Genomic DNA, 20,603 nt, shown 5'->3' with positions numbered 1-20,603 from the left:
GAAGTGGTGGTGAAGGTCAAACTTTCAGAGCCAGGAAGATCCACGTCATTGGCATTAATCGTCCCTGTAATAATACTGTCTTCCTGAACGGCACCCGTTGCGGCTTCAATGGTTGGTGCATCGTTCGTGCCCGTTACTGTGATGGTTAAGGTCGTAGTCGCGGTAGCGCCTTGATCGTCTTCAACGGTCACAGGCACGGTGATTACTTGTGTTTCGCCTGCTGACAAACTGTCGTAGGACGATGCATCGAAGCTGTAAGAGCCATCCGATTTCAAGATTAAACCAGTGGCCGTAGAAGTGGTGGTGAAGGTCAAACTTTCAGAGCCAGGAAGATCCACGTCATTGGCATTAATCGTCCCTGTAATAATACTGTCTTCCTGAACGGTGCCCGTTGCGGCTTCAATGGTTGGTGCATCATTAGTTCCTGTTACAGTAATAACCAATGTTCCAGTACCTTTGTCTCCTTGATCATCAGTAGCTATAACATCAATTGAAATTTCTTTTATTTCACCTTCTTGCAACGAGTCGTAAGAAGATGCATCAAAACTATACCTGCCATCATCATTAAAAGTCAGGCCAGCTACGGTAGATGTGGTTTCAAATATCAAAGATTTACCGGCGGGTAAATCTACATCTGTAGCACTTACCACACCATTTATTGTGAAATCTTCGGTTACAGAAGCACTTTGGCTCACTACTACAGGAGCTTGGTTTACCATATGAGTTGAAGAACCAGTTGTGTCAACTGTGTTTCCAGCTGCATCTTCCGAGCTCACAACCGCGTCGAACGCGGTGCCTGCGTCTGCCGCAAGATCAGAACCCGCCACGTCAACAGACCACGTGCCATCGGCACCTACTGTCGTTGTGTAAGTCTGGTTGTTGATTTCAAGCGTAACCGTATCGCCTTCTGCGATATCGCCACCTGTAGCTGAACCGGTAACAGTGACGGTGCCTGCAGCTTCACTCGCGTTAATCACATCATCAGACGTAATTGAATCCACTGTCACAGTACCTGCATCTGCAACGGTATCCAAAGTAACAACAGCAGGATCAGAGGTAGAAGTGTTACCCGCAGCGTCAGTGACTTTAATCGTTAGATTGTTAGATCCTTCGGCCAAATCCCCCACATCGGCGGTAAAGGTATTCAGACCATTAATATTTGTGGTGCTATTTATTAGATTGCCACCGTTGTAGATTTCAACTTTAACAACATCACTATCAATGCTGCCTAGAGTGAAAGTAGCGGTTGTGTCATTTGTTAATCGGTCAGAAGAAGACGTACCAGTATCACTGCTCGCCACTAGACTAATCGTAGGTTTAGAAATACTTGTGTCAGCTGGCGTGTTTGAAGAAGAGTTTCTACTTGTATCCTCAGGTGTAGATACATTATTTTCACGACCACTATTAGTATTGCCGCTTTCATTTGTATCATAACCAAAGCCAGGTAGAGATGATGAGTAATCTGTGTCATTACCACCGCCGATGGTACCTTCGCCACCAATACGATCAATAGAAACGCCGTTATAGACAACGCTATCACTATTTTCACCCGCTGCCGGTGCTTCTTGTACTAAAGTAGGGTCATCGCCCGCTAAAATTGCTTGTTGTAAGGCGTCTATGTCTGTAGAGGAATCTGTAACAAGGTCATCGTTATCGCCGGCGTTATATATCTCATCAGTGATTTCAACGATAGAATCACCACCGATCACCACTTCAGTACCATCGACAAAGGCGATCGTCACTGAGCTATTGTTCCCAGTCACGACAGTTTCGCCGAAGAAAATCGGGTCGCCGATTTTCACCACACGCTCTTGGCCATCAATAGATTGGATAGTCACGGAGCCTGTTAGCTTGGTGATAAAACCGATCGCGTTGCCTAGTGTTGCAAATGGTACTTGACTGTCGCTCATGATACGTTCCCTAAAAAAGAAGACTAAAAGTAAGTCGTAATAGTTCTATAATTACTCCCAAGGTAGGATAAAAAAGACAAGGTCGCTATTGTACCTTGGTACAGTTCGGCAATTTTTTTGACATTTCGAGCCCCTTTTTATGCTTTTTTTCTAGCCCCCTCTGAATACACCTGTCTCTTCTGCCTTATTGTCATTGCCATGCATAAGTCAACTCTTTATAATTTGCGCACTTTCGGGCACAGATCTTAAGCACTTAAGAGTAAAACGCTGCACGATGTCTCTTTCAGAGTCTCTGACTCAATCAATGCGCCTATGGGGGAGTGTTTCGCACAGCTCTTGTCATGGCACAATATTCAGAACATATTTTTATAAAACGGCTAACAAGATAAAAGCCCATAAAGCAAACTGCTAAAAATAGCGTCTGCCTATTTGCTCTAATTTATTCAGAAGGTAATACATGATCGATACGATAAAACGAGACTGGTTCTCAAACATTAAAGGCGACTCTCTTGCAGGCACAGTGGTTGCTCTTGCTTTGATTCCCGAAGCCATTGCTTTTTCCATTATCGCAGGCGTTGACCCTAAAGTGGGCTTGTATGCCTCTTTCTGTATTGCCGTTGTCATTTCATTTGTTGGCGGTCGTCCTGGAATGATTTCTGCGGCCACGGGTGCGATGGCGCTATTAATGGTGACCTTGGTAAAAGAGCATGGTTTAGAATATTTACTTGCTGCTACTTTACTTACTGGCGTTTTCCAAATCATTGCGGGGTATTTAAAACTCGGGGCCTTAATGCGCTTTGTGTCACGGTCTGTTGTAACAGGCTTTGTAAACGCCTTAGCTATTTTGATTTTTATGGCGCAGCTACCGGAACTAACCAATGTCACTTGGCATGTATATGCCATGACGGCCGCTGGCTTGGGTATTATTTATCTGTTCCCTTTGCTTCCTATGATCGGTAAAGCTCTGCCTTCGCCATTAGTATGCATCGTCGTACTGACAGCCTTCGCAATGATGTATGGCTTAGACATTCGAACTGTGGGTGATATGGGCGAACTACCAGATACCCTACCTATCTTCCTTTGGCCTGATGTACCGTTAAGTCTAGAAACATTGATGATTATCTTGCCTTATTCACTTGGTCTTGCCGTGGTTGGTTTGCTGGAATCCATGATGACAGCCACTATCGTTGACGAATTCACTGATACGAGCAGCGACAAAAACCGCGAGTGTAAAGGTCAAGGTGTTGCCAACATCGCCTCTGGTTTGTTAGGCGGCATGGCTGGTTGCGCCATGATCGGACAATCTGTCATTAACGTAAAATCCGGTGGTCGTGGTCGCCTTTCTACTTTTATTGCTGGCTTCTTATTATTGATCATGGTCGTATTTTTGGATGACCTGATTAGCCAAATCCCAATGGCGGCTTTGGTTGCGGTGATGATCATGGTATCGATTGGTACTTTCTCTTGGGAATCCATCATCAACCTGAAAAAACACCCGTTATCGACTAATATTGTAATGTTGGCGACGGTTTCTATTGTGGTTGCCACACACAATTTAGCAATCGGTGTTTTTGTCGGCGTGTTGCTGGCATCTTTGTTCTTTGCCAATAAGATCGGCCGCTTTATGGTGGTGAAAAACGAGCAAGGTGAAAAAACAGTTCATCGTACTTATAAAGTAGTCGGACAAGTGTTTTTTGCGTCGTCAGATCAATTTAATGCGTCTTTTGATTTTAAAGAAGCGGTTGAAAGCGTTACGATTGATTTAACCGATGCACACTTCTGGGACATCACAGCCGTATCCGCTTTGGATAAGGTCGTGATCAAATTCCGTCGCGAAGGTGCTGAAGTTGAACTGGTAGGAATGAACGAAGCCAGTGCGACAGTCGTCGATAAATTTGGGGTTCACAACAACCCTGAAGAAGTCGAAAAAGTAATGGGTGGTCACTAAAACACCCTCGAAAAATAACAAGGAGTGCAACATGACTAACATAATAGCTTGTATCGATGGATCTTCTCTATCTGAATGTGTTACCACCGCATCCGTGTGGGCAGCCAAGCAAATGGGCTCGCCATTAACCTTGATGCACTCCTTGGAAAAAGAAGCCGTAAGAACCGACGAAGATCTTTCTGGTTCAATCGGCTTAGGCAGCCGAGAGCACCTACTGGAAGAGCTCGTTGCCATGGATGCGAAACGCGCTAAGTTAGCTTTAGAGCATGGCAAATTAGTGCTTGAAAACGCCAAAGAATTTGCTCATAAAGCGGGTGCAAAGCAAATTGAGCTATTGCAGCGCCATGGCGACCTTGTCGAAAACCTCATAGATCTTGAGGAAGACACTCGTCTCATCGTGGTTGGGCGTTGTGGCAGCGGCCATACTCAAAACGCCCACACCATTGGTTCGCATATTGAGCGAGTAGCACGTACTCTTCATCGCCCAATCTTAATTAGCGTCGATGAATTTAAAGCGCCAAAGAATTTTATGATTGCTTACGATGGCCGAGAAGCAGCAGACAATGCCATTGAACGCATTGCCCAAAGTCCATTATTGCTTGGGCTACCTTGCCACCTTGTAATGGCTGGCGAAGCAACACCAGAAAAACGTGCCAAGCTCGAAGAGGCACACCGAATTCTCGAAGAAGAAGGCTTCGACGTAACCGCCTCAATTATACCGGGTAAAATTTACTCTGTATTAACCCAATACCGCGAAGAGAATCAAATAGAACTTATGGCAATGGGCGCGTATGCTCATTCTAAAGTTCGTCAATTCTTCGTTGGCAGCAACACCAGCAAGATGATCATCGAGAGTGACATTCCACTTTTGATACTACGCTAGAGCATTCAATCTCTATCAAAAAATGCTCATCAAGCAATATCCATCAAGGGCGACTTCTTCGGAACTCGCCCTTTTTATTACCTTCGACTTTATCTATTTTCAAACCAAACCTTAGATGAATTTTTTGTTAAATATCAAACAAACCAAACATATGGTTTTGCATATATATGATTTTCCGCATACACTTCTATCAACATTAACTGATGTGTTTATTTACAATGAAGCCCGATCATTTCTACAAAGCGCTTGCCGATGACACCCGATTGCGAAGCCTATTACTTATTACTCAATATGAAGAACTGTGCGTTTGCGAACTCACTGAAGCACTAAACGAAACGCAACCTAAAATATCTCGCCACCTTGCCCAGCTACGAAAAAACGGCGTTCTAAGTGATCGAAGACAAGGACAATGGGTGTTTTATCAACTACATCCGGAACTGCCCAATTGGGCGAAGAGTGTCTTAAAAACCACATTAGACAACCAAATCTTGTGGCTGAAAGACAACATAGATCAGCTCGAAACCATGGGCGGCAGGCCAAAACGTACTGGAACTTGCTGCTAACCAACCAATTTTCATCATGCATTTGAGACAACACAATGACTATTAAAGTAGGAATAAACGGCTTTGGCCGTATGGGACGACTTTCTTTTCGCGCAGCCTTTGACTGGGACGATGTGGAGTTTGTGCAAATCAACGATCTAAAAGGCAATGCAGCCACCCTCGCCCATCTGGTTAATTTCGACTCGGTTCATGGTCGCTGGCACAACGAGGCAAGTAGCGAAGGCAATTCTATTATTATCAACGGCAAGTCCGTTGCCTGTACGCAAAACAAAAATATTACCGACACCGACTGGTCACAATGTGATGTGGTAATAGAAGCCTCTGGCGTGATGAAAACCAAAGCCTTACTGCAAGCCTATTTGGATCAAGGCGTAAAGCGTGTTGTCGTTACCGCCCCTGTAAAAGAAGACGGCGTGCTCAACGTGGTAATGGGGGTTAATGATGACGACTACGATCCTAGCCTGCACCCAATCGTTACCGCTGCTTCGTGTACCACAAACTGCCTTGCGCCTGTAGTAAAAGTGCTACAAGAAACCATTGGCATCAAGCACGGATCCATGACCACCATTCACGATATTACCAACACTCAAACCATTATCGATGCGCCACATAAAGACTTACGTCGTGCTCGCTCCTGTGGTACTAGCTTGATCCCAACCACTACCGGTTCCGCCACCGCCATCACCCACATATTTCCAGAGCTAAAAGGCAAATTAAATGGTCACGCTGTACGTGTGCCTTTAACCAATGCTTCACTTACCGACTGCGTATTTGAAATGAAACGCCCAACGTCAGAAGAAGAAATCAATCAATTGTTAAAAACAGCCAGTGAAAGTGGCCCGCTAAACAATATTCTGGGTTATGAAGAACGCCCTCTCGTGTCAATCGATTATAAAACCGACCCACGATCAAGCATTATCGATGCTCCTAGCACCATGGTAATTAACGGCACCCAAGTGAAGCTTTATGTTTGGTACGACAACGAATGGGGCTACGCCAATCGCACCGCGGAATTGATGCGTAAAGTCGGCACGCTAGACAAAGCCATCTAAACAAACAATAGAGCAAAGCGAAAACACACATGCCGTCACAACTTCCTAAAAGCGTTCGTCAGTATCTTATTGTTACTGGCAATTATTGGAGCTTCACCCTCACCGACGGCGCACTGCGTATGTTGGTTGTGCTGTACTTCCACCAGCTAGGTTATGGCGCATTAGACATCGCTTTGCTTTTCTTGTTTTACGAATTTTTTGGCGTCATTACCAACCTGTTTGGTGGCTGGCTTGGGGCAAAATGGGGGCTCAATCGCACCATGAACATCGGCCTTGCAATGCAAGTCATCGCCTTGTCTATGCTGTTATTACCCGCCAGTTTTCTCACTATTCCTTGGGTCATGGCGGCACAAGCTTTGTCCGGCATTGCCAAAGACCTCAATAAAATGAGCGCTAAAAGTGCCATCAAAACCCTCGTTCCCAAAAACGCCAGCGGCACCTTGTACAAATGGGTTGCCCTACTAACTGGCTCGAAAAATGCCCTTAAAGGTGTGGGATTTTTCCTCGGTGGTTTTCTACTCAGCACTATTGGTTTTCATAATGCCGTCTTAGCCATGGCGATTGCCCTTGCTATCGTTTGGCTTGCCAGTTTGTATCTACTTCGAGAAGATTTAGGCAAGTCGAAGAACAAGCCGAAGTTCTCACAAATGTTTTCCAAGAGCACTGAAATCAACATTCTATCGGCGGCACGTCTCTTCTTGTTTGGCGCTCGGGACGTGTGGTTTGTGATTGCTGTTCCGGTGTATTTATCCAGCCAGTTTGACTGGGATCACTGGCGTGTCGGCAGCTTCCTCGCCTTGTGGGTCATCGGTTATGGCATAGTCCAAAGCCTTGCACCACACATCACAGGAAAAACCAAACAACAAACACCAACCGGCACACAAGCCAGATTCTGGGCAATATTACTTACTGCCATTCCTGCAGCCATCGCGATTGGCTTAGAAAGCGCCGATCAGGTGTTATGGATACTGTTGAGTGGGCTTATCGTGTTCGGAGTGGTGTTTGCTATCAACTCTTCGCTACACAGCTACTTAATCGTTCACTATGCAAGTGAAGATGGCGTCTCCTTAGACGTGGGCTTTTACTACATGGCTAATGCAATGGGACGTCTCATAGGCACGATGCTATCGGGTTGGATTTATCAAGATTTTGGGCTAATTGCCTGTCTTTGGGTATCTTGCGGTTTTCTTATACTTACCAGCGTTATTTCATTCTGGTTGCCGCAAAAAATCACCAGTTCAGAAAACACCAATTAACCTCTTTTCAACCAATAACCCGGATTTTTACTGTTATGCATGATGGCAACCACATAAAGGTTATCTGAATGTACTTGATAAATGACAGAGAAAGGAAAACGAGATAATAAAAATCTATGATGATTTGCACCGAACTTGGGCCAAGTTCGAGGAAGCGCCAGAATGGTTTTGAATGCAGACTCAAGCTCTTTAATAAAATCATCACCAAGCCCTTTGGCTTGAAGTTGATACCAATCATAGGAGGATTTAATTTCCTGACTGACATCAGGGTGAAAGGTTAAATTCAGCATATTATTTTATAACTTGAGCCTTAATCTCCTCCCAGCGTACTGCCTTTACATCGCCAGATAACAAAGCATTGCTGCGATTTTCTGCTAATGCTAACCAAGCCGACTCAACATCATTACTCGGCTCACCTTCAAGAGAAGACAAAAGACAATGAGCTGCCAAAGCTTTTTCACTAGGCGTTAATAGCTCCATATTATCCAGTACGGTTTTTAATGCGTCAGACATATGCATCACTCCTATCCACGTTAAAAGCAAGTCTATCACTGAATGCTGGCTTTTGCCTCCCATCCAAAGCCAACAAAAAAAAAACGCCAAGCATGTTCAGCGCTACAACCGACACACTTGGCATTTCTTTTATCAGGATCTAAAGCCGTTTACTTAGTGCTAATCGCTTTGATGTGCAATTTACCCACTTCCGCTTCAGTCACTTCCACCTTGGTTCCTGCTTCAATAAGTTCATCACTTACCAAAGACCATTCAATACCAGAATACTGGTATTTAGGTGACTGAGTGGGTGACACAGGCTCTTGCAAAAAAAACTGGTGATCGGTGAATTCACTTTTGGCTTTTTTGGTACTCACCTTTGACTGCATACGCTTCAATGGTTTCCACAATACTAACGCGGCCAATATAGTCATTACGCCAGTACTCAACATAGCACTTAGCAAACTATTCGGCAGTATTCCAACATAAACCAAAGCGCCTGTAGCCATAGCAGCCAAGCCAACAAAGAAGAGTACAAAAGTAGCAAAACCCAGCACTGTCACTTCGACGACTAATAGAATCAAACCAACAATAAACAAGCTCTGAGCCAGATTATTGGCAATGATATCCATATTTAGCTCCCTTTTGTCATTTGCTGAATAATCGTCATAGCTTGCGCTACCACTGCAGACGGCTCTGTCGCGCCATCAGGCAACAAGACAACAGAAGACTCTTTAGCAATAGCTCGTTTCGCCTCTATCGCTTTCGATGCGAGATCCAACTGAATGGCTTTTTGGCCTTCTTCAGTTGCCGCGGCTTCACCGACTTGGCGAAGTGCTTCCGCTTGCGCTGATGCCACAGCAACGATAGCTTTCGCCTCACCTTCTGCACGCAAAACTTGCTCTTCTTTATCCGCTTCTGCCGCCAATACCACAGACGCTTTTTCGCCTTCAGCGCGGTTAATTGCAGCTTGGCGATCACCTTCAGATTCCAAAATTTGCGCACGTTTCACACGTTCCGCTTTCATTTGAGCTTCCATTGCTTCCATCACAGATTGTGGCGGCACAATGTCTTTTATTTCGTAACGCAATACCTGAATACCCCAAGGACCAGCCGCATCGTTAATTGACGCGACAATATTGGTATTCAGCACATCACGCTCTTCGAACGTTTTATCCAATTCCATTTTACCTAGCTCAGAACGCATGGTTGTTTGCGCCAACTGAGTCACAGCGAAGACGTAATCATCCACACCGTAAGTCGCTTTGTACGGGTCTAATACGCGGAAATACAACACGCCATCCACATGCAAAGAAATATTATCTTTCGTAATCGCACTTTGTTCTGGCACATCCACCGCTTGTTCTTTTAAAGAGCGATCCGCAGAAATGCGATCAATAAAAGGCAGAATGAAGTTTAAACCCGCCTCTTTCGTCGATTGGTATTTACCAAAACGCTCAATAACGTATGCCTGATTCTGCGGCACAAACTTAATCGAACCCTTTAATAAAAAGATAACCAGTACGAGAACCAGCGTTTGTACGCTCAAGATATAGCTAAGTAACTCTTCCATAACAATGAATCCTTAATTTTCAAAACACACCCGACTTATATTTTCACCAAGATGTTATGAATCACCACGCACAAAAATACAAGCAGAACGACTATTTTATCGCTACCATAGTAAGCACTGTTAAGGTTCAAAAGTCACCAATAAAACCAGATTAATTGAAGAAGCAGTGAGATCTTTACACAATGCCGAGCGATGACTTTTTTCACTACCAGCACATTGAAGAACTACCCGGCGTGGTTATTAGTGAAGCAAAGCTCACAGAGTTTCATTTTCAGCCACACTACCATTTGGATTACCATATAGGGCTTGTTACTCAAGGCTCGCAACACCAGAAAGTTCAACATAAAACTCTGGACTTAGTTCCAAAGCAAATTTGCCTAATGCCACCTGGCGAAGTTCACGATGGATCAGGACGAGACAATACAACACGCCACTTAAAAACCTTTCGCATTCCAACAGAATTAATACAAGCCGCGCTGCTCGACAGCCAAGCTCGAGACACCAACCTACAGCTTGCCCCATCGATAATCGATCAGCCCGCGCACAACCGCTCGTTTTTACAGCTTGCTCAAGCATTCGATCCAAACCAATACGCCAGCCAGCTTCACAAAGACAGTTTATGGGTCAATGCACTATCAAATTTACTGCTGGCGGCAGAGAAAAAGCCACTAAGCCAAGAAACATTTGCTCTAACGAATCAACAATTACAAAGTATTAGAGACTACTGCGAAGCGAACTTATCCAGCAAAATATCTTTGAATAGCCTCGCGGAACTGTGCGGATTAACCCGCTTTCAATTCATTCGACGCTTCCAAAAGCAAACTGGACTTGCGCCGCACGCTTGGCTAATGCGCCTAAGATTAGAACGGGCTTGCACGCAATTAGCCAGATCGAATGCGATGATTACCGACATCGCGGCCGATGTCGGTTTTTATGACCAAAGCCACTTTAATCGAGCCTTTAAACAAGCCTTTGGCGTTGCACCATCAAACTATCGCTGTTAGTTAAAGTTCCTCGTAACAAAACTATTGTGCTGCAAACGCTTTCGCAGATGCGATAAAGGCTTCGACACCCTCTTTTGGTGTTCTGAACGACGTCACCAATCGAATGACGCCTTCTTCCCAGCGCCCACCGTAAAAGCCAAAACCTTCTGCCTGAAAATGATCAATCATCGGCAATGGCAAGGTACAAAACAACATATTGGCCTGAGCGGGCGTATTGATTTTCACACCCGGAACGGTTTTCAAACCGTCTTGCAGTAGCGCCATCATGGCATTGGCATGAGTCGCATTTGTGCGCCACAAATCATCCGTTAAATAAGCAATCATCTGCGAAGACAACAAACGCATTTTGGAATGCAAATGACCGCCACGTTTGCGACGATAACCGAGCTCTTTCGCTACCTTTTCGCTAGAAATCCCTTTGTCTTCCAAAGCTTGTTTGAACACAACAATGGCTTCTGCCGCCATCACACCATTTTTCGTTGCACCAAAAGACAAAATATCGATACCTGCTTTCCACGTCATTTCTGCGGGCGTACAACCCAAAGCAAGCAAAGCATTGGCAAAACGCGCCCCATCCATATGAACAGGCAAATTAACCGATTTCGCCACGCTCGTAATGGCGCGTATTTCTTCTAACGAATACACACTGCCCACTTCGGTGACTTGTGACAAACTGATCGCCGAAGGCTGGCATGAATGCACATCTCCGATTTTTTGATTGACCAATTTTTGCAACTGAACAGGATCCATCTTGGCATCGGCACCACCAATACCGACAAAACGCGCGCCACTGGTATAAAACTCAGGCGCCGTACATTCATCATTCAATAAGTGACTCTCTGTGTGACACAACACACTGCCCCAAGGTGGCGTGAACGCACTAATACTTAACGAATTTGCTGCTGTTCCTGTAGAAACCAAAAAGACATCCACATCGCATTCGAAAAGCTCCGACAACATACGCGTGACTTGCGCCGTGCCATCATCATTCCCGTACGGCATGGCATCGCCTTGCGCGGCTTCTATCATGGCTTTAAACACAGAATCTGACGCACCGGCAATATTGTCACTGGTAAACGCAACCTTCATTGAATACTCCTTAAATCAATTTATTTCATTTCAATGAGTAACATCATGACAGCGTTTAAATACGAGCGCTTGGATTTTTGTGCAGAAGATAACAATAAGAAAAATGTATCTTCTACCATGTCGAAAAGAAGATACGAGGAAGGTGTGAGCCAAGTAACATTGTGAAAAACGGACTTATTGCGCCCTGAGCACCACGGTCGCTTGCAGACGACTTTGCCCAAAACGTGACATTTTTTCAAACTCATCTCGAGCAATCGGCACAAATTGGCAATCCAACGGGCTTGGCGGATCGTCAGGTAATTTTTTATCATCGTCCAAATCAGGATCGTGTACCAGAATACAATGCTCATCGTAGCCAGACATTACCACCCAATGAGGGGATTTCTTTCCGTCCATGCGGAAGGTGCTGATCAAAATAATCGCCAATGCGCCCTCGTCAAACGCTTCGATCAATTGCGCCAATGGCATCGCAGTGTAATTCAAGGGAACACCGACATCTTCGCATTGCTGGGCAAAGCTTTGATGGACACGAGTAATGACCTCTTTTTTCAGTTCATTTCGCACGCTGTCGACAAACAACGGACCTTCTTCGCTCAACCAAACATCCGCAGACAAGCCACGTTTCTTCGCCGCCAAAGCCAAGCCCATCGGATGACAACCGCCATGACCAGACGTCATGAAAATCGTCGTTGCTTCACGCCAAATTTCTAATTCATCTTCTGGAGTGGCTTGGTACTCAGGATGCATTGACGACAGCACCATTTGCAAGGACGCAGGGCCACATGTAAACGGCGTGCCTTGCGCTAACCAAGGAATGGCTCGTGTGGTCTGCTCGTCACCCGCATGAAGCAAACGTTTCTGCATACGAATCGCATCGGTTTGATCTTCGTAGTAAGCATCATAATGACCAAATTCCTTGTAACCCATTTTTTGATACAAAGCGATGGCATTGTGATTCACATCACTGACTTCCAAACGCAACAACATCTTGCCTTTTTTAAGAGCTTTTTTCTCACAGGCTTCGATCAACAATTTACCGATTCCAAGACCTCGGGCTTCTGGCGAAACCGCAAGCGAATACAAGCGCGCCAAATGAGTACCTTGGCGCAAATGCAACAAGGCATAACCCAACAGCTCGCCTTCCTCCTGTTTCGCCACAAATAATGCCGATCCAGAACTCGTAATCGCATGACGAAAACTACGGCGACTCAAACGATCACCGGTAAAAGCTTTGCCCTCCAAAACGAGCAAGGCTTTTAAATCGTCTATACTGGCTAAACGGATATCAATATTTGGGGAAGAGCTGGTGACCGAGCTTGTGATCATTACATCGCCTCTAAAGGGCAAAAGGTCGCTAGGATCGTCGAACTGCAGACAGTTAAACGATAGAACTTTTCGCGCATTCTAGGGCGAAACTTACCTAAAAGATAGCCTATTTTTTCATCAAAAAAACATTTTATTTTTTTATGCAAAAAACTTATTCACGATGTCACGAGCGAAGTTAAGGCGAGGCAAAAATAGACGAGAAAGCGGAGTTTATGTTTTATAAATGAGCATTTTCGAGTCTATTTTTAACAAAGTATTAGCAAGCGCAGTAGTCGCGAAAAGTTTTTTTTAGACTATTGTTAAATTTGTAAAACAAGCGCATTATCCGCACAAATTGAGGGTGCTTTTTAACCCCCTTTTTAAAGCAATTTTTACAAACTCATAGTGGTTTTTTAAGCAAAAGGAAAAGCATACCCAATGTCACAGACTTACATAGTTGTTGATCAGGCCAAAGATTGGTCCGCGTTTTTACCGAGTGATCGAGTGATCACTTTTACTCAATATTTAAACTTGGCCGCAACAAAAAGCCAAGGACGCACACGAATCATCAACCTATGTAAAAGCAGCAAATATCTGTCTGACGGATATTACTGCTCGCTGTTGGCAGAAAGTCGTGGTCATCACGTTATGCCTTCTGTGCGCGTGCTTAACGACCTGAGCAAAAAAGACCTGTATGAGTTAGAAATCTCTCAATGGTTACCATTGCTGGCAAAAAAACTCGCCAAACCAGAAGCACCGATGGAAATGAAATTCCACTGCGTATTCGGCAAAACCATTCATCCAGAAATGAAGGAATTCGCACGCAAACTCTTCGAAAGCTTCCCTAGCCCTGTATTGGAAGTAACTTTGAAGTTCCGCAAAGAATGGCAAGTCACTGCTCTATTCTCGACATCGCAAAGTAAATTGAACGACGCGGAAGAAACTCTTTTCGCCGAATCCTTGGAAGCTTTCAGTAACAAGGTATGGAGCAAAGGCCGCATTCAACGTGCGGCGAAATTCGACATGGCAATTTTGGTTAACCCAGAAGAAGCCATGCCGCCAAGTGATGACCAAGCGATTAAAAAGTTTATCCAAGCAGGTAAACAACTTGGCATTCACGTTGATACGATTGGCCCAAAAGACATCATGCGTCTGCCAGAATACGATGGCTTGTTTATTCGTGAAACCACCAACATCGACCACCACACCTATCGCTTTGCCAAAAAAGCCGAAGGCTTAGGCTTGGTTGTGATGGACGACCCACAATCTATCATGCGCTGTACCAACAAAGTTTACTTGGCAGATTTGTTCAACACCCACAAAGTACCTTGCCCAAAAACACGCATCGTACATAAAGGTGAAAGCAACGTAGAAGACGCATTGGAAGCCGTTATCAGCTACCCAATGGTAGTAAAAATTCCAGACGGCGCGTTTTCTAAAGGCGTGATCAAAGCAGAAAACCGCGAAGCGCTGACCGAAAGCTTGAACACCTTGTTTAAAAAATCGTCTTTGCTATTGGTTCAAGAATACCTATACACAGAATTTGACTGGCGTATCGGCGTGCTTAACAACAAACCGATCTTTGCTTGTCGTTACTACATGGTGAAAAACCACTGGCAGATTTACCAACACACAGGTAGCAAAAGCCAAAGCGGCGGATTTGATACTTTACCAACCTTCGAAGTGCCTCGTCGCGTGTTACAAGCCGCTATCGCGGCAACAAAACCCATTGGCGATGGTCTTTACGGTGTAGACGTAAAAGAAATTAATGGCCGCGGTTACGTGATCGAAGTAAACGACAACCCAAGCATCGACCGAGGTGTGGAAGACAAATATCTCGGCAACGAACTTTACATGCACATCATGTCGGAGTTCTTGCGACGCATGCAAGTGAAACGTGGTGATACTCACGCTTGATAAGCAAGCACTCTAGATATGCGAAAGGCGACTGATTAGTCGCCTTTTTTGTTTTTCGAGTACGCGAGTACGTTTGTTTCCTCTCAATCACTTTGTATTCATGATCTTTATTCCGCCCTGCTGGGCGTGTAACTTTTGTCTAGCGACACAAAAACTTTCATTTTAAAGAAAAGCAAAAAATCGCTTTATCGGGCTATCGCCCAAACGTCTCATTTACTCTGTTCGAAATTGGTTTAGCAAGACGAATTAAATCGTAAGGCATAGATTGTTTTCGCTGTTGTGAGAAAAGATATTTTAAACTGACTCTGAAACTCCATAAGGTCTCGTAATCGATTCCCTAAAAAAAGCACGTCGAACTGATTTCTCGAGATTGCAAATATAGGAAACAAAAACGTAGGGCGTCATAAGGGAGGTACGACCGCTTTTCTGTAATTAATAGCGCCGGAGAAAGCGAAGCTTTCATTCCAACGTAAGTCGCGCCTTTAGGCCGACAAGGGACTTAATTTCAATTACAGCACTTTGGATTCATAACTTTTGACAAATAACACCTGTCACTTTAAAAGCACAAACATTGCAAAAACAGCCACTGAAATAACAAGCATACAAAGTGCTCTTAAAAGAAAACGCTTGATTAAGCTTTGTACCTCTTTCAGGAAAAACTTGTCCACCAAAAAGAATCCTAAAGCACTCAAGATGCCGACTGGAACACCGAAATACACAGCAATAACCGGCCAGCCGGTATACCAGTAAGCAATCATCATTCCTAAAATAATGGCAACTGCTAACCAAGCAAGGTGTTGAGCACTGATAGACAAGGTGACTTTCAAGAATATTACCTTTTAAAAAAATAGACGCCCTTCTAGCTCATATGAAACTAGGTTTGAAACTCAATAATCTCATTCTCTCTCGCATATCTTCTTTCTATGAGGTTTTCCTTTACCTTGGCTACATCGGATGTATAAATCACATGAGCAAGACTATTCTTAGCCCGTGTGGATGTGACATAGAACAATCGTCGAGTACGGTCTCGACCTGTTTCAGCACCGGCTTTTGCTTTCTGTTGACTCGCTATAGAAGGCTCCTTCACGCCGAAATACTGCTCGTAAGAAAACATGAATCCACCAGCTTCATCGTCATCCATAATAGCCATAACACGTTCGAATTCATTACCTTTTACACCTTGATGAGTTCGATACATTGTATTTTCATCGATGTAGTCTTTATAGTTTCGAATTTGAAAGAAATTAGTCTCTAAGGCTTCCGCCCAAGCAGCAATCTCGCTTCTATCCTTTTCCTCTGACTCTAAGTCTGCAGGCTCCGTTTGGGTTGTTTCTGATTGATCAGTTTCTATCTCAGTTTCAACGTCTTCATAAACCGACACAAACGACTTCAAATTATCTGGAATTTTAAGCAGCTTGTACTCAGCAAGCACCTCAAGAACTTCACGAAAGCTAACCTTTTCATTTGAAACTACTTGTCTAAATGCATGTTCCGCAGTTCTGGCAGCCTTTAGCGGATCGTCCTTATCAGCTTCTAACTCTTCAGCTTCAAGCAACGGTGAATTACTTTGTCTCAAAATAGACATCAAGTCTGCTCGTCTTTCCTCCAAACTCGCTTCAGCTAAGGGAGACACAATATCTGAGAAAAACATCAGCTCAGTAATACTACCTTCAGTAATCCGATACTTCATTTTTTCTGAGCTTGAGAGTGCATCCCAAAGATTATCAAAGCCAAGCCGACGACCAGCCATTTTATGCTCCAGAAGTAAGATTGCTGTTTCTTCAGATTTAGTATCTACCCAATTAGCATCATCGGTGATTTCTGCCATAGCATGTCGTATTTTCGCTTCGACTTGGTCTTTATTTGGAACACCATGAGGTAATAAAAAAAATCGAACATGACCTTCTAAAGCACCATCTCGGGCGAACTGTTTACGCCCATCATCTTCGCTACGAATATGATTGCCCAAGCCAACAATACGTCGTCTAGAGCGATGATTCATTTCCTTGTTAAAAGCAGTCCAGTCACTCGGTTTTGACTTACCAAGCTGTGGCTCTCCCCCACCAAAAATACGCTGCATTCTATCTCCAAATAAACCGATGACAACTTCATCAGTTTTAGCCTTTTGAAGATCAAAAAAAGCATTAACTACATCGTTGTTAGTATCTTGACTTTCATCGATAAATATAAAAGGAAACTTGTTTACAATAACTTCGGCCATCATCGGTTTGACTGTCAAAAAGTGAGAGAAAATCCTCAAGACATCCGCATGCGATAATGCTTCGGGAGAAGAGTTTACGCCATTTGAATCATAAACAAATGTACGAGGCTCAGCTAACCAAATCATTTTTTCCTTTAAACGGACAATAGTTCTCTTTCGCGCATCCGATGCCTTTCCTGCTCTACCACGCTTTTGCAGGTCTTCGACCTCCGCAAGCTCTGACGGAATCGTATCTAAGTACCACCTACGAATGTCTTCATTAAAACCTGTAATAGCCAACCAACAAAAACTATGAATTGTCGAAACGAAAAAGATTGGATTTTGCTCGATTCGATCAACAATTTCCTCTGCTGCATTGTTAGTAAAGGTTACAACCGCAATTTGCTTTCCCTGACGAGTGAAAGCATCAGAATATTGATCACTCAGAAATTCAAGCGCCTTTTTTAAAGAATAAGTTTTACCTGATCCCGCCCCTGCAAAAGTGATGAAACTTTTTCCTGATCCAATTTGAAGACACCCTTGGATAGCCCTATCAACATTATCATCATGATTTACAGGTCTAACTTCCGCCAAATAAAAGTCTTCTGTCATAATGTCCTCCTAAACCTTTGGTGAAAGTTGCGCTTGCAACCACGCAAGCCCATCACTTATATATTCAGGGGGATTAAAATCTTGAGTGTCTTTACCTGAGAGGTGAAAGAGACAATCGAAGGCAAAGTCGCCTTTTTTTAAGCCTTGCACATAGTTATAAAGAGACTCTTCCAAGTATTTATCCTTCGTTTCAAAATTATCTTTTGCCTCTTTGATTTTGTCTTTTCCCTGAAAATATTCATTTTCAAAATTCGCCAAAATTAACGCATCTTCAAACGTTCGAGATAAAACTTCTTGCTCAGAAATCTTCGTTGGTTTTTGATAAGCAACGTAGATCGATATGCCTTGACCAGTAACTGCACTTTGAGAAGAGTCCAACAATTCATCTATTGAGTCCTTTCTGGGGTGCCATAGCCTCAATGTGTCATTATTAGTCTTCTGACCACTTGCTCTTTTTGGGTAGCAAGACTTTCCTTCATCATTAACTGAATCAAGATCTGTCAGAACTAAAGTCACGATCCCAAGCTCCTCAACCAATTCCCGATATTTATGAGAATGAGCGCCACTCACCTCAAGCATAGAAATATACCTTTTTGTTAGCTCTGGAAATCTTTTAGAAATAAACTCAGGCACTAGCAGGCGCTCTGCTTGACCTTCAACAAAAATAACGCCATCAGCAAAGAAAATATCGCAATGAGTTAACTTCAAATGTTTTCCAACGAAAAGAAGCGCATCTTTCGGCTTGTCAAAAAGATCTGACATGTTAACTATTAACGTATGATCCATATTTAACGAGGCGCCACCATCATTACGACGGAAGTAACGTAAATCCTTAAAGTCGATGTCGTCAATAATGTGCGTGGAATGGGTACTAATCAACATCTGCGTATTGTATTTAGGGTTCTCCTTTTCTCGCAAATCAGGATGATTTCTCAAAGTATCATAAGCTTTAGAAACGAATACACGCTGAACCTGCGCATGAAGATTTACTTCTGGTTCTTCTACTAAAACCAAATGAATGGGTTCAATTTGTTCTTTGACATCCCCAACTGAAGAAGCGGACTTTCCGACACGCATCCATTTATCACGGAATTCTAAAAGCCTAAAGGTCAAATAGATGAGATTCTGATAGCCAAGCCCAAGATAGCTTTCAGGAAGAAACTCTTCTTCATTTTGGTCAAAACGGTATTGGACAGATGACGATTTTTGTAAAGCATCCATTCCGCTAATTTTGGCAGCAATTTCGACAGTTGGGTTACCTCCGATCCCCGGATACCCCATACTTGTTAATTCATTAAAAGGAGCTACAAACTGCTTATTTAATCGTTCGGTAAACCCTTCTTCTAATTTTTGCTGCTGCCCCAAGAATTCAAGATCTTCTTTCTCAGGAAAGTCTTCCGGATTCAAAATACGGTCATAATAATCACGAAGTAATTTATTTAACCTCTGTTTCTCTGTATATGGTCCTTTTTGATCAGTACTGTCTTCTGCGCCTAACCCACGCTGTTCGGATATAACATCTACTCGAATTAGCTTTTTTAAAGATTCAGGTTTGAGAGGCTGTAAAACTTCACCAGCTGCTGGGTCTATTTCTTTGCTTAAAATAAAATGCCCTTGAACAAAATACCTAGCAAGATTTCTTCCTTTCTCTAAAAAATCAAAAAGGTCTTTAGGCCAAAGACTTACTTTTCCATTGTGTTCAGCAACAACACTTCTCGCATCTGCAAACTCTCGACACAATTGAGAGATATCGCGTACTTTATAAATCATACGGACATACAAAGCGCCACCACACCATTCCAGGTGGGGGAGAATATCTCGAACCTTATATACCTCACTCGCTTCCGCTGTGATCTCAATGTCTAAACTCGGCAATAAGTTAACTAGACCAGATGAAAGTTCGTCCATTTTCTCAATAGAAGGAAAATCTTGCTCGATTTGTACTCCCAACTCTCGAATTTTCTTCCAATTACATTTTGATATATCTCGAACCTTTAGATTCTCAGGACTTTTTAGAAATGTGTGTAACGCTCCTATACAAGACGTTTTACCACTATTATTGGCACCAACCAGAACCGTTTTTTTATCACCAAGAACGAGAGTTACATCTGATAATCGACGGTAGTTCTTCAAAGCAAAAGAAGAAATTTTCATATAATAAACCTTAAAAAAGTAAAGTTAACCAATATGGAAAAGTAATTAAGGTTGTTTGATAAAAAATACGTATTCACTTAAATCAATCCCTGACAATAATCTGACACTACAATGTAAATGCTATCAAGACCACAAGAAGTTTGTGTGTTTTTAGTAAGCTACTGGGGCTAATTGAAATGGCTTCGCCATTTTCGGCAGATTACGGTCGTGCCTCCCTCATGCTGCCCTACGGGAGAAATTGGGCAAAAGACCTCTGATACAGTGGTTACAACAGCGAGAATGATAGAATGCTGCCAGCCAGAGCCAGCAGGTGATAGGCCCACACAAAGCGTGCAAGTGGTTCATGTCGTAATAACTTGCCCTCTACGTAACTTTCTACCTTGCTGACACCAGTCAGCATGAGAGCCCCAAAGCCGATAAAAAATAGAAAAGGAATAAGTTCACTGTCGACGTTGAAGTAAGAAATCATGGCGATGGGGGCGCTAAAACCAAATGGTAACCATACAAACAATGATAGAGGACATTTTGCCCAATAGGGTTGGATAAAATACACGCGGACCCTGTAACAGATTCCGTGTAACTGCCATTTAGTTAAGGTGCTTTTCGAGACGTTCCTCGAACTCAATAATAAATCGACTCATCGCT

At 43.5% G+C, this 20,603-nt stretch carries 18 protein-coding genes; 7 read left to right on the top strand and 11 right to left on the bottom strand.

Annotation, left to right across the window (positions count from 1 at the left end):
- The coding region (locus AC2A4J_RS20085) for a retention module-containing protein (RefSeq protein WP_484177273.1) at positions 1 to 1,910 on the bottom strand (1,910 nt) is incomplete at its 3' end.
- Between the two features lie 457 nt (positions 1,911 to 2,367).
- On the opposite strand from AC2A4J_RS20085, the gene AC2A4J_RS20080 reads away from it, so the two are divergent.
- From AC2A4J_RS20080 to arsJ, 5 genes are all read left to right on the top strand, one after another.
- A complete protein-coding gene (locus tag AC2A4J_RS20080; protein WP_484177272.1) occupies positions 2,368 to 3,858 on the top strand; it encodes a SulP family inorganic anion transporter in 1,491 nt (496 codons plus the stop codon).
- Positions 3,859 to 3,889: 31 nt separating this feature from the next.
- On the top strand, positions 3,890 to 4,741 hold the full coding sequence (locus AC2A4J_RS20075; RefSeq protein ID WP_484177271.1) for a universal stress protein: 852 nt from the start codon (positions 3,890 to 3,892) through the stop codon (positions 4,739 to 4,741).
- Between the two features lie 218 nt (positions 4,742 to 4,959).
- Positions 4,960 to 5,304, top strand: coding sequence for a metalloregulator ArsR/SmtB family transcription factor (locus AC2A4J_RS20070; RefSeq protein ID WP_484177270.1), 345 nt, complete (start codon positions 4,960 to 4,962; stop codon positions 5,302 to 5,304).
- A 35-nt stretch (positions 5,305 to 5,339) separates the two neighbouring features.
- Positions 5,340 to 6,356 (top strand): ArsJ-associated glyceraldehyde-3-phosphate dehydrogenase, encoded by a 1,017-nt coding sequence (locus tag AC2A4J_RS20065; RefSeq protein WP_484177269.1) that lies wholly within the window; start codon positions 5,340 to 5,342, stop codon positions 6,354 to 6,356.
- Positions 6,357 to 6,385: 29 nt separating this feature from the next.
- A complete protein-coding gene (gene arsJ / locus AC2A4J_RS20060) occupies positions 6,386 to 7,612 on the top strand; it encodes an organoarsenical effux MFS transporter ArsJ (RefSeq protein WP_484177268.1) in 1,227 nt (408 codons plus the stop codon).
- Here the strand turns inward: arsJ and AC2A4J_RS20055 are convergent.
- From AC2A4J_RS20055 to AC2A4J_RS20040, 4 genes are all read right to left on the bottom strand, one after another.
- Complete coding sequence (locus tag AC2A4J_RS20055) at positions 7,609 to 7,902, bottom strand: type II toxin-antitoxin system RelE/ParE family toxin (RefSeq protein WP_484177267.1); 294 nt, start codon at positions 7,900 to 7,902, stop codon at positions 7,609 to 7,611. The two genes, arsJ and AC2A4J_RS20055, sit on opposite strands and share 4 nt — an antisense overlap.
- Position 7,903: 1 nt before the next feature.
- Positions 7,904 to 8,125, bottom strand: coding sequence for an addiction module protein (locus AC2A4J_RS20050; RefSeq protein WP_484177266.1), 222 nt, complete (start codon positions 8,123 to 8,125; stop codon positions 7,904 to 7,906).
- A 149-nt stretch (positions 8,126 to 8,274) separates the two neighbouring features.
- Positions 8,275 to 8,736, bottom strand: a complete 462-nt coding sequence (locus AC2A4J_RS20045; RefSeq protein ID WP_484177265.1) for an NfeD family protein — start codon at positions 8,734 to 8,736, stop codon at positions 8,275 to 8,277.
- A gap of 2 nt (positions 8,737 to 8,738) precedes the next feature.
- A complete protein-coding gene (locus AC2A4J_RS20040; RefSeq protein WP_113918327.1) occupies positions 8,739 to 9,677 on the bottom strand; it encodes an SPFH domain-containing protein in 939 nt (312 codons plus the stop codon).
- A gap of 182 nt (positions 9,678 to 9,859) precedes the next feature.
- On the opposite strand from AC2A4J_RS20040, the gene AC2A4J_RS20035 reads away from it, so the two are divergent.
- Positions 9,860 to 10,681, top strand: coding sequence for an AraC family ligand binding domain-containing protein (locus AC2A4J_RS20035; RefSeq protein ID WP_484177264.1), 822 nt, complete (start codon positions 9,860 to 9,862; stop codon positions 10,679 to 10,681).
- A gap of 21 nt (positions 10,682 to 10,702) precedes the next feature.
- Here the strand turns inward: AC2A4J_RS20035 and AC2A4J_RS20030 are convergent, their stop codons facing one another.
- Entirely contained in the window at positions 10,703 to 11,770 is a 1,068-nt protein-coding gene (locus tag AC2A4J_RS20030) for a threonine aldolase family protein (protein WP_484177263.1), read from the bottom strand.
- Positions 11,771 to 11,944: 174 nt separating this feature from the next.
- Complete coding sequence (locus tag AC2A4J_RS20025) at positions 11,945 to 13,096, bottom strand: GNAT family N-acetyltransferase/peptidase C39 family protein (RefSeq protein WP_484177262.1); 1,152 nt, start codon at positions 13,094 to 13,096, stop codon at positions 11,945 to 11,947.
- A gap of 417 nt (positions 13,097 to 13,513) precedes the next feature.
- Between AC2A4J_RS20025 and AC2A4J_RS20020 the strand changes: the two genes are divergently transcribed.
- Complete coding sequence (locus tag AC2A4J_RS20020) at positions 13,514 to 14,992, top strand: RimK family protein (protein ID WP_484177261.1); 1,479 nt, start codon at positions 13,514 to 13,516, stop codon at positions 14,990 to 14,992.
- Positions 14,993 to 15,543: 551 nt separating this feature from the next.
- On the opposite strand, the gene AC2A4J_RS20015 is transcribed toward AC2A4J_RS20020, so the two are convergent.
- The 4 genes from AC2A4J_RS20015 to AC2A4J_RS20000 form a co-directional block, all read right to left on the bottom strand.
- The gene (locus tag AC2A4J_RS20015; RefSeq protein ID WP_484177260.1) at positions 15,544 to 15,819 is read right to left on the bottom strand and encodes a hypothetical protein; all 276 of its coding nucleotides are present in this window, start codon (positions 15,817 to 15,819) and stop codon (positions 15,544 to 15,546) included.
- 47 nt (positions 15,820 to 15,866) lie between these two features.
- Positions 15,867 to 17,804 (bottom strand): UvrD-helicase domain-containing protein, encoded by a 1,938-nt coding sequence (locus AC2A4J_RS20010; RefSeq protein ID WP_484177259.1) that lies wholly within the window; start codon positions 17,802 to 17,804, stop codon positions 15,867 to 15,869.
- A gap of 9 nt (positions 17,805 to 17,813) precedes the next feature.
- Positions 17,814 to 19,958 carry an ATP-dependent nuclease gene (locus AC2A4J_RS20005; protein WP_484177258.1) on the bottom strand — a complete coding sequence of 715 codons (2,145 nt, stop codon included), beginning with the start codon at positions 19,956 to 19,958 and terminating at the stop codon, positions 17,814 to 17,816.
- Between the two features lie 265 nt (positions 19,959 to 20,223).
- Entirely contained in the window at positions 20,224 to 20,511 is a 288-nt protein-coding gene (locus AC2A4J_RS20000) for a hypothetical protein (RefSeq protein WP_484177257.1), read from the bottom strand.
- Between the last annotated feature and the right edge of the window lie 92 nt (positions 20,512 to 20,603).

Source organism: Marinomonas sp. ATLA20 (genome assembly GCF_057180105.1).
Note: the sequence above shows the minus strand (reverse complement) of the source record. Positions and strands in the feature narration are given on the sequence as shown.

Bases quoted from the DNA above. Each gene is read 5' to 3' on its own strand.
- AC2A4J_RS20080 (WP_484177272.1), top strand. From the start codon at position 2,368: ATGATCGATACGATAAAACGAGACTGGTTCTCAAACATTAAAGGCGAC.
- AC2A4J_RS20075 (WP_484177271.1), top strand. From the start codon at position 3,890: ATGACTAACATAATAGCTTGTATCGATGGATCTTCTCTATCTGAATGT.
- AC2A4J_RS20070 (WP_484177270.1), top strand. From the start codon at position 4,960: ATGAAGCCCGATCATTTCTACAAAGCGCTTGCCGATGACACCCGATTG.
- AC2A4J_RS20065 (WP_484177269.1), top strand. From the start codon at position 5,340: ATGACTATTAAAGTAGGAATAAACGGCTTTGGCCGTATGGGACGACTT.
- arsJ (WP_484177268.1), top strand. From the start codon at position 6,386: ATGCCGTCACAACTTCCTAAAAGCGTTCGTCAGTATCTTATTGTTACT.
- AC2A4J_RS20055 (WP_484177267.1), bottom strand. From the start codon at position 7,902: ATGCTGAATTTAACCTTTCACCCTGATGTCAGTCAGGAAATTAAATCC.
- AC2A4J_RS20050 (WP_484177266.1), bottom strand. From the start codon at position 8,125: ATGTCTGACGCATTAAAAACCGTACTGGATAATATGGAGCTATTAACG.
- AC2A4J_RS20045 (WP_484177265.1), bottom strand. From the start codon at position 8,736: ATGGATATCATTGCCAATAATCTGGCTCAGAGCTTGTTTATTGTTGGT.
- AC2A4J_RS20040 (WP_113918327.1), bottom strand. From the start codon at position 9,677: ATGGAAGAGTTACTTAGCTATATCTTGAGCGTACAAACGCTGGTTCTC.
- AC2A4J_RS20035 (WP_484177264.1), top strand. From the start codon at position 9,860: ATGCCGAGCGATGACTTTTTTCACTACCAGCACATTGAAGAACTACCC.
- AC2A4J_RS20030 (WP_484177263.1), bottom strand. From the start codon at position 11,770: ATGAAGGTTGCGTTTACCAGTGACAATATTGCCGGTGCGTCAGATTCT.
- AC2A4J_RS20025 (WP_484177262.1), bottom strand. From the start codon at position 13,096: ATGATCACAAGCTCGGTCACCAGCTCTTCCCCAAATATTGATATCCGT.
- AC2A4J_RS20020 (WP_484177261.1), top strand. From the start codon at position 13,514: ATGTCACAGACTTACATAGTTGTTGATCAGGCCAAAGATTGGTCCGCG.
- AC2A4J_RS20010 (WP_484177259.1), bottom strand. From the start codon at position 17,804: ATGACAGAAGACTTTTATTTGGCGGAAGTTAGACCTGTAAATCATGAT.
- AC2A4J_RS20005 (WP_484177258.1), bottom strand. From the start codon at position 19,958: ATGAAAATTTCTTCTTTTGCTTTGAAGAACTACCGTCGATTATCAGAT.